The organism is Streptomyces sp. B6B3, assembly GCF_039871525.1.
Lineage (GTDB): Bacteria > Actinomycetota > Actinomycetes > Streptomycetales > Streptomycetaceae > Streptomyces.
Genome location: NZ_JBDPLU010000022.1, coordinates 53,151 through 66,115 on the forward strand (window position 1 = coordinate 53,151; position 12,965 = coordinate 66,115).

At 74.4% G+C, this 12,965-nt stretch carries 14 protein-coding genes; 6 read left to right on the forward strand and 8 right to left on the reverse strand.

All coding sequences use genetic code 11. From position 1 onward, the window contains the following. Positions 1–52: 52 nt before the first annotated feature. Complete coding sequence (locus ABGB06_RS32385; protein WP_347596564.1) at positions 53–913, forward strand: EamA family transporter; 861 nt, start codon at positions 53–55, stop codon at positions 911–913. Positions 914–928: 15 nt separating this feature from the next. Here ABGB06_RS32385 and ABGB06_RS32390 read toward each other — a convergent pair whose 3' ends face one another. Next, on the reverse strand, positions 929–1,396 hold the full coding sequence (locus ABGB06_RS32390; protein WP_347596567.1) for a DUF4442 domain-containing protein: 468 nt from the start codon (positions 1,394–1,396) through the stop codon (positions 929–931). Positions 1,397–1,512: 116 nt separating this feature from the next. On the opposite strand from ABGB06_RS32390, the gene ABGB06_RS32395 reads away from it, so the two are divergent. Continuing rightward, positions 1,513–2,712 carry a hypothetical protein gene (locus ABGB06_RS32395; protein ID WP_347596570.1) on the forward strand — a complete coding sequence of 400 codons (1,200 nt, stop codon included), beginning with the start codon at positions 1,513–1,515 and terminating at the stop codon, positions 2,710–2,712. Positions 2,713–2,728: 16 nt separating this feature from the next. On the opposite strand, the gene ABGB06_RS32400 is transcribed toward ABGB06_RS32395, so the two are convergent. Further along, positions 2,729–3,598, reverse strand: a complete 870-nt coding sequence (locus ABGB06_RS32400) for a fused MFS/spermidine synthase (protein WP_347596573.1) — start codon at positions 3,596–3,598, stop codon at positions 2,729–2,731. A gap of 59 nt (positions 3,599–3,657) precedes the next feature. Continuing rightward, positions 3,658–4,833: an elongation factor Tu gene (tuf, locus tag ABGB06_RS32405; RefSeq protein WP_347596576.1), complete on the reverse strand. Its 1,176-nt coding sequence runs from the start codon at positions 4,831–4,833 to the stop codon at positions 3,658–3,660. Between the two features lie 366 nt (positions 4,834–5,199). Here tuf and ABGB06_RS32410 point away from each other — a divergent pair, with 366 nt between their 5' ends. Beyond that, a complete protein-coding gene (locus tag ABGB06_RS32410; protein WP_347596579.1) occupies positions 5,200–6,108 on the forward strand; it encodes an undecaprenyl-diphosphate phosphatase in 909 nt (302 codons plus the stop codon). A 26-nt stretch (positions 6,109–6,134) separates the two neighbouring features. Here ABGB06_RS32410 and ABGB06_RS32415 read toward each other — a convergent pair whose 3' ends face one another. The 5 genes from ABGB06_RS32415 to ABGB06_RS32435 form a co-directional block, all read right to left on the reverse strand. Further along, positions 6,135–7,037: a Gfo/Idh/MocA family oxidoreductase gene (locus tag ABGB06_RS32415; protein WP_347596582.1), complete on the reverse strand. Its 903-nt coding sequence runs from the start codon at positions 7,035–7,037 to the stop codon at positions 6,135–6,137. A gap of 60 nt (positions 7,038–7,097) precedes the next feature. Then, positions 7,098–7,796, reverse strand: coding sequence for a uracil-DNA glycosylase (gene ung, locus ABGB06_RS32420; RefSeq protein WP_347596585.1), 699 nt, complete (start codon positions 7,794–7,796; stop codon positions 7,098–7,100). A 99-nt stretch (positions 7,797–7,895) separates the two neighbouring features. Beyond that, on the reverse strand, positions 7,896–8,657 hold the full coding sequence (gene fabG / locus ABGB06_RS32425) for a 3-oxoacyl-ACP reductase FabG (RefSeq protein ID WP_347596588.1): 762 nt from the start codon (positions 8,655–8,657) through the stop codon (positions 7,896–7,898). A 92-nt stretch (positions 8,658–8,749) separates the two neighbouring features. Then, entirely contained in the window at positions 8,750–9,133 is a 384-nt protein-coding gene (locus ABGB06_RS32430) for a DUF3037 domain-containing protein (protein ID WP_347596591.1), read from the reverse strand. After that, positions 9,130–9,966, reverse strand: a complete 837-nt coding sequence (locus tag ABGB06_RS32435) for a HipA family kinase (protein ID WP_347596594.1) — start codon at positions 9,964–9,966, stop codon at positions 9,130–9,132. The genes ABGB06_RS32430 and ABGB06_RS32435 overlap by 4 nt, the downstream gene beginning before the upstream one ends. A gap of 153 nt (positions 9,967–10,119) precedes the next feature. On the opposite strand from ABGB06_RS32435, the gene ABGB06_RS32440 reads away from it, so the two are divergent. From ABGB06_RS32440 to ABGB06_RS32450, 3 genes are read left to right on the forward strand one after another with little or no spacing between them, the layout of a single operon-like run. Beyond that, on the forward strand, positions 10,120–11,220 hold the full coding sequence (locus tag ABGB06_RS32440; RefSeq protein ID WP_347596795.1) for an exo-alpha-sialidase: 1,101 nt from the start codon (positions 10,120–10,122) through the stop codon (positions 11,218–11,220). A gap of 45 nt (positions 11,221–11,265) precedes the next feature. Next, a complete protein-coding gene (locus tag ABGB06_RS32445) occupies positions 11,266–11,943 on the forward strand; it encodes a uracil-DNA glycosylase (RefSeq protein WP_347596597.1) in 678 nt (225 codons plus the stop codon). Then, complete coding sequence (locus tag ABGB06_RS32450) at positions 11,940–12,935, forward strand: BadF/BadG/BcrA/BcrD ATPase family protein (protein WP_347596600.1); 996 nt, start codon at positions 11,940–11,942, stop codon at positions 12,933–12,935. The genes ABGB06_RS32445 and ABGB06_RS32450 overlap by 4 nt, the downstream gene beginning before the upstream one ends. Positions 12,936–12,965 lie beyond the last annotated feature (30 nt).

The following is a 12,965-nucleotide window of genomic DNA, read 5'->3' on the forward strand; positions in this document are numbered from 1 at the left end:
GCTATCGTGTGATGGACCGCACCGTCCATCACACTGTACTGCGAGGCTCCTGATGATTGCCCTGGCCCTGGCCACCAGCCTGCTGTGGGGACTGGCGGACTTCGGGGGCGGCCTGCTGGCCCGCCGCATCCCGGCGCTGACCGTGGTGGTGGTCTCGCAGGCCCTGGCCGCGGCGGTGCTCGGCGTCGTGGTGCTGGCCACCGGCGCGTGGAGCGAGGCGGGCGAACGGCTGTGGTTCGCCGTCGCCGCCGGCCTGATCGGCCCGATCGCGCTGCTGTGCTTCTACCGGGCACTCGCGCTGGGACCGATGGGCGTGGTCTCCCCGCTGGTCGGCACGGCGGTGGCGGTGCCCGTCGGGGTGGCGTTGCTGATGGGCGAGCGTCCGGGGCCGGTGCAGTACGCCGGCATCCTGGTCGCCTTCGTCGGCGTGGTGCTGGCCGGCGGGCCGCAGCGCGGCGGAGGCCCGGTGCAGCAGCGGACCATGGTGTACACGCTGGTCTCCGCGTTCGGCTTCGGCGCGGTGCTGGCCCTCATCGCCGAGGCGGCCACCAGTGTCACCGGACTGTTCCTCGCCCTCTTCGTGCAGCGGGTGTGCAACGTGGCGGCCGGCGGAGCGGCGCTCTACGCGGCCGTGCGGCGGGGCAGCCCCGCGCTGCCCGAAGGCGGCCGGCCGGTGGTCACCGCCGCGCTGCCCTCGCTGGCGTTCGTCGGGCTCGCCGACGTGGCGGCCAACGCCACCTACGCCCTGGCGGCCCGGATCGGGCCGGTCACCGTAGCCGCGGTGCTGGCCTCGCTGTACCCGGTGATCACCGCGCTGACCGCGCGCGGCGTCCTGCGGGAGCGGCTCATGGGGATGCAGGCGGCGGGGGCCGGCCTGGCGGTCGCGGGAACGCTGTTGCTGGCCTCCGGCTGAGCCGGTGGCCGAGGCTCAGTCGCGCTGCGGGCGGAGGGTCCACACGACGGTCATCTCCCCCGTCACCGCCCCGTCCTCGCGGCGGAGGGCGACGGTCACCGGGAACTCGGGGCGGCGCCCGGCGTCGAGCTCCGCGACGACGTCCCGGGCCGCCCCGGCGAGCGTCGCGGTCGCGGTGACCGGCCCGCGGGCCACCTTGCGGTAGTCGATCTCGGCGTGCACCGGAAGCGGCACGGCGCGGGACATCTCGTCGGCGAACGCGGCCAGCACGACGGCTCCGCTCGCCGACTCGGCCAGGGTGAACATGGCGCCGGCATGCGGGCCACCGAGGTGGTTGTGGAACGCGGCCTGGTCGGGCAGCCGGACCTCCGCGCGGTCGGCGGTGACCAGGAGGAACTCCAGACTCAGGGTGCGGACCATCGGAACGATCGTGGTCAGCAGCTCGCCGACGGACGGCTGGGCAGACGGCTGGGCATCGGTCATGGACCACATATTACCAACCAGTAATCTACCGGGTGGTGGCCGGACATGTCCCAGCTGGATAGCGATAACTGGACGGACGTGGCTCGTTGACCGGCCGGGGCCTAGGGTCGGGGGACATGAGGCCAGGAGAACACCAGCCGGGGGGCGGGCCCCAACCACCGTGGTCGAATCCCTACCAGCAACCGGGACACCACCAGCCGGGAAAGCAGGGAGGCGGCCAGCAGCCGGGGCCGCTGCCACCGGGTCACCAGCCCGGGCCCCCTCCGTCCGGACAGCAGCAGCCGGCACCACCCCAACCGGCACAGCCCCAACCGGGACAGCAGGCCGGGTACCCCTCGGGGCCGCAGCAGCCGCCCGGGTACCCGCCGCCCGGCGGCCAGCAGCCGGGCTACCCCCAGGCCCAGCCGTACCCGCCCTACCAGGGCCCGACCTCGGGCCAGTGGCAGCCGCCGGGGCAGCTCACCGGCGGGCCGCCGGAGGGCCGGAACCGCGGCGGTCGGGCGGCCATCGCCATCGTCGTGGCCACGGCGGTCATCGCGGCGGCCGTCATCACCGGCGTGTTCCTGCTCGGCGACGACGGCGACAAGGGCACGCCGAGTGGGGGCGGCACGGCCTCCCCGTCGCCCGAGCCGACGGCGACGGACGACACGGACGACGAGGAGGACTCCGGCGGCGGCTCCGACCCCGACGACCCCCGGCAGAGCGTGCTCGAGAGGCCCGATCCGGTCGTCGCGCCCGACTGGCAGGTGCAGACGATCGAGAACCGGCACAACGCCTTCGACGTGCCGCCGGACTGGGAGGTCGGCAGCGACGGCTACATGGTGGGATACGAGGACAACCGGGAGAGCGCCGAGGGGGAACTGCTGGTCGCGATGTCGGGCGTGAGCACCTACCTGGACGGCTGGTGCGACGAGGCCGAGTACGGCGTCAGCTGGCGCGCGGTGGCCGGTACCAAGGGCGGTCAGGGCGCCACCAGCACCGAGGAGGCCGCGGAGAACGAGGCCCGCAACTGGGCGCTCGCCGCCTACGACCAGGAACAACGCGGGCGCCTGGAGATGTCCCAGACCGAGCCGTTCGAAAGCGACCACGGCATCTCGGGACACACCGTCACGGCCACCATCACGGACGTTCCCGACGATCCCGAGAACCGCTGCGGCACGTTCGACGGCAAGGTCGTCACCGTCTCCTACCTGGACGTCAACAGCGACCTGGCCACCTGGGTGCTGGTGATGGACACCGGATTCGACGAGGAGCTGGACGACGCCACCATCGAGCAGATGATGAACAGCCTGCGCCCCTACGCCACGGAGGAGTGACCCGGCGGGGCGGGGGTCAGCCCACCCGGAACGCCCCCCGCGGCGCCCGCGGCGCGGGAACCGCGGCGGGCTCGGCCGCCGCCGCGGCACCGGCGACGAACGGGGCGAGCGCGGCACCGTGCAGCAGTTCGGCGCCGCTGCGGGCCGCGCGCCGGGTCAGCTCGGCGACGGGCAGCGGCGCCCCGCCGGCGACGAGCACCACGTTGCCGAACCGACGACCGGCCAGCACGTCCGGCTCGGCAACCAGGCAGAGCCGGTCCAGCACCGTCGCGAAGGCCGCGAGCTGCGAGCGGAGGAAGCCGAACGGCGCGGCGTCGGCCAGGTTGGCGACGTGGACGCCGCCTGGCCGCAGCACCCGCGCGCAGGCCCGGGCGTGGTCGAGGGTGCCGAGGTGGGCGGGGATGCGGGAGCCGACGTACACGTCGGCGACCACGACGTCCGCCGAGCCGGCCGGGGCCGCGGCCAGGGCGCCCAGCGCGTCGGCGACCTCGACGCCGATCCCGGCGCCGGCGGGCGGCGGGAGGTGACGGGCCACCAACTCGGCGAGCGGGCCGTCGACCTCGACGACGCGCTGCCGGGATCCTGGTCGGGTCGCGGCGACGTAGCGGGGCAGGGTGAGGGCACCGCCGCCCAGGTGCAGCACGTCCAGCGGCCGGCCGGTGGGGGCGTGGGTGTCCAGCACGTCGGCGATCCGGCGCAGGTAGGGGAACTCGAGGTGCGTCGGGTCGGTCAGGTCGACATAGGACTGGGGCGCGTCGTCGACGGTGAGGAGCCACGCCCGGTCGCGGTCGACGTCAGGCAGCAGCCGGGCGACGCCGCCGTCCACGGCCCGCCGTACGGGCCGTGGCTCGGCGGCGTCGTCCTGCCGGTCGGTGCGTCGGGTCATCGGGCCATTGTGGCCCGCCTCCCGGACCCGTGCGGTCCGGGAGGCGGCGGGGCGGACGGTCAGTCGTCGTCGACCTCGGTGACCGTGCCGGCCCCCACGGTGCGTCCGCCCTCCCGGATCGCGAAGCCGAGCCCCGGCTCCACCGGCACCGGGTGGCCGAGCTCGACCGTCATCGTGACCCGCTCCCCCGGCTGGGCGCGGTCGCTCCCGGCCAGGTGCACGGCGCCGACCACGTCCGCGGTCCTGACGTAGAACTGCGGCCGGTAGCCGGTCGCGACGGCGGTGCGCCGGCCGCCCTCGGCCGCGGACAGCAGGTACACCTCCGCCGTGAAGCGCCGGCGGGGCATGACGCTGCCCGGCTGGAGCACGAGGTCGCCGCGGCGGACGGCCGAGCGCGGGACGCCGCGCAGCAGCGCCGCGACGTTGTCCCCGGCCTGCGCCTCCGCCATCGGCTTGCCGAAGGTCTCCAGGCCGGTGACAACCGTCTCGGACCCGTCGCCGAGCAGCTGCACCCGGTCGCCCACGCGCACCGTGCCGCGCTCGACGGCCCCGGTGACGACCGTGCCGCGACCGGTGATGGTCAGCACGTTCTCCACGGGCAGCAGGAACGGGGCGTCGAGGTAGCGCCGGGGCACCGGGACGTAGGTGTCCACGGCGTCCAGCAGCGCCTCGATCGCCGCGGTCCAGCGCGGCTCGCCGGCCAGCGCGCCGACCCCGGAGACCCGGACGACCGGCAGCACGTCCCCGGGGTAGCCGTGCGCGGTCAGCAACTCGCGCACCTCCAGCTCCACGAGGTCGGTCAGCTCGGGGTCGCCGGCGTCCGCCTTGGTGAGGGCGACGACGACGTGCGCCACGCCGACCTGGCGGGCCAGCAGCACGTGCTCCGCGGTCTGCGGCATCACGCCGTCGAGGGCCGAGACGACGAGGATCGCCCCGTCCAGCTGGGCCGCGCCGGTGATCATCGTCTTGACGAAGTCGGCGTGCCCCGGCATGTCGACGTGCGCGTAGTGCCGGGTGTCCGTCTCGTACTCGACGTGCGCGAGGCTGATGGTGATGCCCCTCGCCACCTCCTCCGGGGTCCGGTCGATGCGGTCGAACGGCACGAACGTGCCGGAACCGCGCTCGCTGAGCACCTTGGTGATGGCCGCGGTCAGCGTGGTCTTGCCGTGGTCCACGTGACCCATCGTGCCGATGTTGAGGTGGGGCTTGGTGCGAACGTACGCCTGCTTGGGCATGGGTGGTGTTCCTCGCCGCTGCGGTGGGATCCCGGCGGGCCGCGGTCGCGGACGGCCGGGAGACGGACCCCGGAGCCTCGCCGACCCTCCCCCTGCGGGGTCCGCGGTGCGATCCGGGAAGGGTCAGCGTCGAGCGCCGTCGGCGGTGAGCGGGAGGAGGGCAGCCTGCCGCGCGTCCGCCGTGGCGGACGGTGCTGCGAGGAAGGCGTGCCGGACCATGGTCATGAGGATCCCGCGGCGTGGGCGGGTGCGTCGAATGGTTTTCCGCAGGCCCGCGTTAGGGGCCGTAGCCGGTCGTGGCCTAGAGTGATCTCGCTTCACCCCCGTCACTCCGCAACGCCACTCTCCTCGGGATGCCCAACCTCCATGTCTTGGTTCGAATCGTTGATCCTCGGGCTGGTTCAGGGGCTGACGGAGTTCCTTCCGATCTCCTCCAGCGCCCATCTGCGGCTGACGGCCGTGGCGTTCGACTGGGAGGATCCCGGAGCGGCGTTCACGGCGGTCACGCAGATCGGCACGGAGACCGCCGTCATCATCTACTTCCGCAAGGACATCGCGCGGATACTCTCGGCGTGGTTCCGGTCGCTCAGGGACCGGGCCGCGCGCTCCGATCCCGACGCCCGGATGGGCTGGTTGGTGATCATCGGCTCGATCCCCATCGGCGTGCTGGGGCTGACGCTGCAGGAGGCCATCGAGGGGCCGTTCCGTGACCTGCGGCTGATCGCGATCAACCTCATCGTGCTCGGCATCATCCTGGGCGTCGCGGACCGTCTGGTGAAGCTGGACGCGGTCGGCGGCCGGCACCGTGCGGTCAGGGAGCGCAAGACGCTCGACCAGCTGAACGTCCGGGACGGTCTGCTGTACGGCATGTGTCAGGCGATGGCGCTGGTGCCGGGCGTGTCCCGGTCGGGCGCGACGATCACCGGTGGGCTGTTCCTCGGCTACACCCGTGAGGCGGCGGCCCGTTACTCGTTCCTGCTGGCCATTCCCGCGGTTCTCGCGTCGGGCGCCTACGAGCTCACGGAGATCGGCGAGGCGGACACGCACGTCTCGTGGGGGCCGACGATCTTCGCGACGATCGTGGCGTTCCTGGTCGGCTACGCGATCATCGCGTGGTTCATGAAGTGGATCTCCACCCGCAGCTTCATGCCGTTCGTGGTGTACCGGATCGTGGTGGGCGCGATCCTGCTGGTGCTGATCTGGACGGGCGCGGTGGATCCGGAGGCCGGGGAGAACATCGGCACCGGGGACCACGTGACCACCGAGGACGGCTAGCCCCGCCGTCGCGCGGCGGGTCGGGCTCAGCAGCGGCCCAGGGCGTCGTCGACGATCCGCTCGCACAACTCGTGGGTGCGCAACGCGTCCTGCGCGCTGAGCCGCCGCCCGGTCCTGACCGCGTCCAGGAACGTCACCACGGCCTGCTCCATGCCGCGCTGGCGGGCCACGGGCACCCAGTCGCCGCGGCGCCGGACGCTGGGCTGGCCCTTGTGGTCGATGATCTCCGCCAGGTTGCGGACCTCCCGCTTGGCGACCTGTCCTGAGACCTCCAGGATCTCCTCGGCGGACCCCGACAGGTGGTTCATCGCGCCGATGGCGGTGAAGCCGTCGCCGGCCAGCTGCAGCACGACGTGGTGCAGCAGCCCGTCGCGCACCCGGGTCCGCACGTCGATGCGGTCAACGGGTCCCGGGACCAGGAACCGCAGCGTGTCGACGACGTGGATGAAGTCGTCGTAGACCAGGCGCCGCGGGGACTCCGGCACGCTGGCGCGGTGCTTCTGCATCAGGATCAGGTCGCGGGGGTGCTCCAGGCACTGGGCGTAGGCCGGCGCGTGCCGGCGGTTGAAGCCGACGGCCAGGGAGACGCCGGTCGACTCGGCGAGGGCCACCAGCCGTTGCGCCTCGCCGAGGTCGTCGGCGAGGGGCTTGTCCACGAACGTCGGTATGCCGGCCCGCAGCAGCCGGGTGACCAGCTCGGGGTGGGCGTCGGTGGGGGCGTGGACGAACGCGGCGTCCAGGCCCGCGTCGAGGAGCGCGTCGAGACCCGGATGCCGCTGCGCCTCGGGCACCCGGTAGGTGTCGGCTGTGCGGCGCAGCGTGACGGGGCTGCGGGTGTGCAGGTGCGGCACCACGCCGGGTTGGGTGGTGAGCACGGGCAGGTAGGCCTTGTGGGCGATGTCTCCCAGCCCGATCACGCCGACCTTCACTTCGGGGCTCCTTGACGTGGCGGTGGCTCGAGGTGACGTGGCAGCATACGCGGCCGGTGGTCAGCCGGCGGTGGCGCCCCTGCCCGCGTCGGGGCCCAGGTCGGGGATGCGCCAGTCGATCGGCGCGTGCCCCTGGGCGGCGATGGCCTCGTTGATTTGGGTGAAGGGTCGGGTGCCGCGGAACGGGACGGTGGACATCGGGGAGGGGTGCGGGCCCTCGACGACGGCGTGCCGCCCGTCGCCGATCAGCGGGGCCTTCTTCCTGGCGTAGGCCCCCCACAGGACGAAGACGGCGGGGTCGGGCCGCTCGGCGACGGCCCGGATCACGGCGTCGGTGAACCGCTCCCAGCCCTTGTTCTTGTGGGAGGCCGGCTTGCCGGCGCGGACGGTGAGCACCGAGTTCAGCAGGAGCACGCCCTGGCGGGCCCACGGCATCAGGTAGCCGTTGTCCGGGAGGGGGTGCCCAAGCTCGTCGCTCATCTCCTTGTAGACCGTGCGGAGCGAGGGCGGGATGCGCACGCCGGGCCGCACGGAGAAGCACAGGCCGTGGCCCTGGCCCGCGCCGTGGTACGGGTCCTGGCCGAGGATCAGCACCTTGACCTGGTCGTACGGCGTGGCCTCCAGCGCCGCGAAGACCTCCTCGCGAGGCGGGTAGACGGGGCCGGCGGCGCGCTCGGCCTCGACGAACTCGGCGAGCTCCTTGACGTACGGCTGGTCGACCTCCTCGCCGAGCGCGTCCTGCCAGGATTCGGGCAGCATGCCGATCACTTCGTCAACCTCCGGGGCGGGGTGTGTGGTTGACCCGGACGGTGTTCCGGATCTTGGTGCAGAAGGTACCGTCCGGCACTGACAGCATGATCAGTCGAGGGGGCCGCCGGCCACGTAGAGGACCTGGCCGGAGACGAAACCCGCGTCCTCACCGGTGAAGAACGCGATGGCGCCGGCGACGTCCGCGGGCCGACCGACGCGCCGGACCGGGATGTTCTCGGCGGCGGACTCCTGCAGTTCCGCGAAGCCCACGCCGAGCCGGGCCGCGGTCCGGGCGGTCATGTCGGTGACGATGAACCCGGGAGCCACCGCGTTAGCGGTGATGCCGAACGGGCCGAGCTCCTTCGCGAGGGTCTTGGTGAAGCCCTGCAGGCCCGCCTTGGCGGTGGCGTAGTTGGCCTGGCCGCGGTTGCCGAGCGCGGAGCTGGAGGAGAGGCTCACGATCCGGCCGAAACGGGCCTCCACCATGTGCGTCTGGCAGGCGCGGGACATGAGGAACGCGCCGCGCAGGTGGACGTTCATGACGGTGTCCCAGTCGGCCTCGTCCATCCGGAACAGCAGGTTGTCGCGGAGCACGCCGGCGTTGTTGACGAGGATCAGCGGAGGGCCGAGCTCCGTGGCGATCCGGGCCACCGCGGCCTCGACCCGGCCGGCGTCGGAGACGTCGCAGCCGACCGCGAGCGCCCGGCCGCCGGCGTCGGTGATCCGGGCGACGGTCTCGTCGCAGTCCCGCTCCGACAGGTCGAGCACCGCCACGGCCCGGCCCTGTTCGGCGAGTCGCACGGCGGTGGCGGCGCCGATGCCGCGGGCCGCGCCGGTCACGACGGCGACGCGCCGCTCGGTGGTGGACATGCGGGTGCTCCTCCCTGCCGGGCCGCGCCCGACCGCAACGATGAACCACCGCTTGGTAGCCCGGGATGCCCGCCCGTGTCAACGCGGCCGCGTCAACGCACCAGCAGGGTGACCAGCCGGTCGAGTTCGGCGTCCGGATCGGCCGTCAGGCCGGTGTGCACGGGGCCCGGCTGGAGCACCGTGCTGCGCGGCGCGGCGAGCCAACGGAACCGGCGTCCGGGGTTCTCCTCGGCGGCCTGACCGGCTTCGGACCCGCCGCGGCACAGGCACTCGGCGGCGCGCAGCGCCGCGTGCACGCCCGTGACGTCGGCGTCCGGGTCGAGCGCCCGCAGCCGGACCGTGTCCAGATGGGTGCGGGCCGCGAGGAAGGACCGGGCCTGGCAGTAGAGGACGACGCCGGCGTTGATGGACTCGCCGCGTTCGACGCGGGGCACCACGCGCAGCACGGCGTACTCGAACAGGTCGCGTGGCGTCATCGGGCGGCTCCGCTCCTGGAGTGCGGCCAGGTGGTGAGCCAGCCCGGGGCCCGGGACGGCCGGTCGGCGCTGGGCGGGCCGAGGGTGATGCGGTCGGTCACGCCGCGCGCGCGGGCGGCGAGCACCTCGACGTAGGCGGCGCGGACCGCGTCCGGCGAGGCGAAGCCGGGCTCGTCGGCCAGCCAGGCGTCGGGCACGTCGGCGGTGACCTCGCGGAGCAACTCCTCGGTGACCCGCGGGGCGAGCTCGGCGGCGGCCGCGGCGAGGTCGGGCCCGGCGGGCGCCAGCGCGTGGTCGGCGGCGTCGTAGGGCCGCTCGACGCGGGAGGCGGCCGGGGCGGTCGGCCAGTTGTGGTGCCAGATCAGCGCGGCACCGTGGTCGATGAGCCACAGCTGTCCGTGCCAGACCAGCAGGTTGGGGTTGCGCCAGGAGCGGTCCACGTTCCCGACCAGGGCGTCGAACCACAGCACCCGGCCGGCCTCGGCCGGGTCGACCTGGTAGGCGAGGGGGTCGAAGCCGAGGGCGCCCGGCAGGAAGTCCATCCCGAGGTTCAGGCCGCCGCTGGCTTTCAGCAGCTCCTGCACCTCCTGGTCGGGCTCGGACCGGCCGATGACGGGGTCGAGCTGGATCCGCACCAGCTCGGGCACCCTGAGGCCCAGGCGGCGGGCCAACTGGCCGCAGAGGACCTCGGCGACCAGGGCCTTGCGCCCCTGACCCGCGCCGGTGAACTTCATGACGTACGTGCCGAGGTCGTCCGCCTCGACGATCCCGGGGAGCGAACCGCCCTCCCGCAACGGGGTGACGTAGCGGATCGCGGAGGTCTCGCGGAGCATCCCGCCAGGTTAGACGACGCCCGGGCGGCGGAGGTCGGCGGAGCGCGCGGCCGCGGTGCCGGGTCGGCGCGGCACGAGGCGCGCCGTTGTCAGTGGTCGGGTGCAGACTGACCCATCCAGGACAATGAGGTCAGGATCACGGAGGTGTTCGCGATGACGGACGTGCTGCTCGCGGTGGGAACGCGCAAGGGCCTGTTCCTGGCCCGGCGGCCGGTGGACCGGCGCGGCGGTCCCGGCTGGGAGTTCGAGGGCCCGCACTTCGCCGCCCAGGCGGTGTACGCCGTGGCCGTCGACCGGCGCGGGGACCGGCCGCGGCTGCTGGTGGGCGCCGACAGCTCGCACTTCGGGCCCTCCGTGTTCCGCTCGGACGACCTGGGCGCGAGCTGGCAGGAGCCCGGCCGACCCGCCGTGGCGTTCCCCGACGGCACCGACGCCTCCCTGGAGCGGGTGTGGCAGCTCCAGCCGGCGGGCGCGGCGGAGCCGGACGTGGTGTACGCGGGGACGGAGCCGGGCGCGCTGTTCCGTTCGGCGGACGGGGGCGAGACGTTCGAGCTGATGCGCCCGCTGTGGGACCACCCGACGCGGGAGCGGTGGGAGCCGGGCGGCGGCGGGCTGGGGCTGCACACGGTGCTCACCGATCCGCGGGACCCGCGAGCGGTGACCGTGGCGGTGTCCGCGGGCGGCGTGTACCGGACCACGGACGGGGGTGGCAGCTGGTTCCCGTCCAACAGCGGCGTGCAGGTGGTCTTCCAGCCGGAGCGGTTCCCGGACTTCGGGCAGTGCGTGCACAAGGTGGCGAGGGATCCGGAGCTGGCCGACCGGCTGTTCCTGCAGAACCACTGGGGTGTCTACCGGAGCGACGACGCGGGCGGCAGCTGGACGTCGATCGGCGACGGGCTGCCCTCGGACTTCGGTTTCCCGATCGTGACGCATCCGCGGCGCTCCGGGGTGGCGTACGTCTTCCCGCTGAACGCGGACACCGACCGGGTGCCGGCGGGGCGGCGGTGCCGCGTCTACCGCACGGACGACGCCGGCGCCGGCTGGCAGGAGCTGGGCGTCGGGCTGCCGGACGCGCCGCATCACGGCGCGGTGCTGCGGGACGCGATGTGCACGGACGACGCGGACCCCGCCGGGGTGTACTTCGGCAACCGGAACGGCGAGGTGTTCGGCAGCGCGGACGACGGCGACAGCTGGAGTCAGCTGGTGGCCCATCTGCCGGACGTGCTGTGCGTTCGGGCCGCGGTCATCGACTGACCGCCGGGCGACCGGAGGCCGGCCGGACCAGTAGGGTGACGGACCGTGGCAGCACGACCATTGAACGAGATCGTCGAGCCGGGCTGGGCCCGGGCTCTGGCCCCGGTGGCCGAACGGATCGCCGCGATGGGCGACTTCCTGCGCGGGGAGGTCGCCGCTGGGCGGACCTACCTCCCCGCCGGTGCGAACGTCCTGCGCGCCTTCCAGCAGCCGTTCGAGGAGGTGCGGGTGCTGATCGTGGGTCAGGACCCGTATCCCACGCCGGGGCACGCGGTGGGGCTCTCCTTCTCGGTGGCCCCGGAGGTGCGCCCGCTGCCCGGCAGCCTGGAGAACATCTTCCGGGAGCTGGGCAGCGACCTGGGACTGCCCCGGCCCTCCAGCGGCGATCTGACGCCGTGGACCGAACGGGGCGTGCTGCTGCTGAACCGCGCGCTGACCACGGCGCCGCGGCGGCCGGGGGCGCACCGCGGGAAGGGCTGGGAGGAGGTCACGGACCAGGCGATCCGGGCCCTGGCCGCCCGGGACACGCCGCTGGTGGCCATCCTGTGGGGGCGTGACGCGCGTGGCCTGCGGCCGCTGCTCGGGACGGTGCCGTCCGTCGAGTCGGCGCATCCGTCGCCGATGTCGGCGGACCGTGGCTTCTTCGGCTCCCGGCCGTTCACCCGGGCCAACGCGCTGCTCGCCGAGCAGGGCGCGGAGCCCGTGGACTGGAAGCTGCCGTGACCGAGGCGGCCGGGACGCCGTCCTGGGTGCTCGGGGTGGACTCGGGGGGCTCCGGACTGCGGGTCGGCCTGGGCCGGCTCGCCGCCGACGGAGGGCTGGAGCAGCACGGCGGCCTGGACTGCGCCGAGCCGGTCCGCACCGGTTCCCACGGCATCGACGCCGGCCATCTGACGGAACAGCTCGTGCCCGCCGCCCGGGCCCTCCTCGCGCGGGCCGGCGCGGACGCGCCGGTGGCGGCGGTGTGCGTGGGCGCGGCCGGGATGGCGACGCTCGGCGTACAGCTGCGGGCCGAGCTGCCCCGGGCGCTGGCCGAGGCCCTCGGCGTGCGCCGGCTGGCCCTCGCCGCGGACGCCGTGACCGGCTACGCGGGGGCGCTCGGCGAGCGGCCGGGCGCCGTGGTCGCCGGGGGGACCGGGCTGATCGCGGTCGGCACCGACCTGCGGGAGTGGCGCCGCGTTGACGGCTGGGGCCATCTGCTGGGCGACTGCGGGGGTGGCTCCTGGATCGGCCAGGCCGGTCTGGAGGCGGCCATGCGCGCCCACGACGGGCGGGTGGGCGGATCCACGGCGCTGCTGGCGCGCGCCGTGGAGGTCTTCGGCCCGCCCGAGTCCCTGCCGGGGCGGCTGTATCCGCGGACCGACCGGCCGGCGATGCTGGCGTCGTTCGCCCCCGAGGTCGCCGGCTGCGCGGACGCCCGGCCGCCGGACGAGGTCGCGGTGGCGATCCTCCAGGCGGCCGCCGGGGAGATCGCGGCGACGGCGGTGGCCGCGTGCCTCGCCGACGACGGCGAGGTGGCGCTGACCGGCGGGCTGTTCCGGATGGGAGAGCCGCTCCTCGGCCCCCTGCGGGCCGAGCTCGCGCGGCGGCTGCCCCGGGCGGCCATGGTGCCCGCCGCGGGCAGCCCGCTGGACGGGGCGGTGCGCATCGCCGCCGGGCTCGCCGCCGGCTCCCTGCGGCTGCCCGCCCATCCGGCGTTGCTGCACCTCTGCTGAGCGGGGCGAGGGCGCGCCGACCCCGCACCG

Coding starts and splice junctions, on each gene's coding strand:
- ung (WP_347596585.1), bottom strand. CDS start 7,796: ATGCTGCCCGAATCCTGGCAGGACGCGCTCGGCGAGGAGGTCGACCAG.
- tuf (WP_347596576.1), bottom strand. CDS start 4,833: ATGCCCAAGCAGGCGTACGTTCGCACCAAGCCCCACCTCAACATCGGC.
- ABGB06_RS32385 (WP_347596564.1), top strand. CDS start 53: ATGATTGCCCTGGCCCTGGCCACCAGCCTGCTGTGGGGACTGGCGGAC.
- ABGB06_RS32440 (WP_347596795.1), top strand. CDS start 10,120: ATGACGGACGTGCTGCTCGCGGTGGGAACGCGCAAGGGCCTGTTCCTG.
- ABGB06_RS32390 (WP_347596567.1), bottom strand. CDS start 1,396: ATGACCGATGCCCAGCCGTCTGCCCAGCCGTCCGTCGGCGAGCTGCTG.
- ABGB06_RS32395 (WP_347596570.1), top strand. CDS start 1,513: ATGAGGCCAGGAGAACACCAGCCGGGGGGCGGGCCCCAACCACCGTGG.
- fabG (WP_347596588.1), bottom strand. CDS start 8,657: ATGTCCACCACCGAGCGGCGCGTCGCCGTCGTGACCGGCGCGGCCCGC.
- ABGB06_RS32435 (WP_347596594.1), bottom strand. CDS start 9,966: ATGCTCCGCGAGACCTCCGCGATCCGCTACGTCACCCCGTTGCGGGAG.
- ABGB06_RS32430 (WP_347596591.1), bottom strand. CDS start 9,133: ATGACGCCACGCGACCTGTTCGAGTACGCCGTGCTGCGCGTGGTGCCC.
- ABGB06_RS32410 (WP_347596579.1), top strand. CDS start 5,200: ATGTCTTGGTTCGAATCGTTGATCCTCGGGCTGGTTCAGGGGCTGACG.
- ABGB06_RS32400 (WP_347596573.1), bottom strand. CDS start 3,598: ATGACCCGACGCACCGACCGGCAGGACGACGCCGCCGAGCCACGGCCC.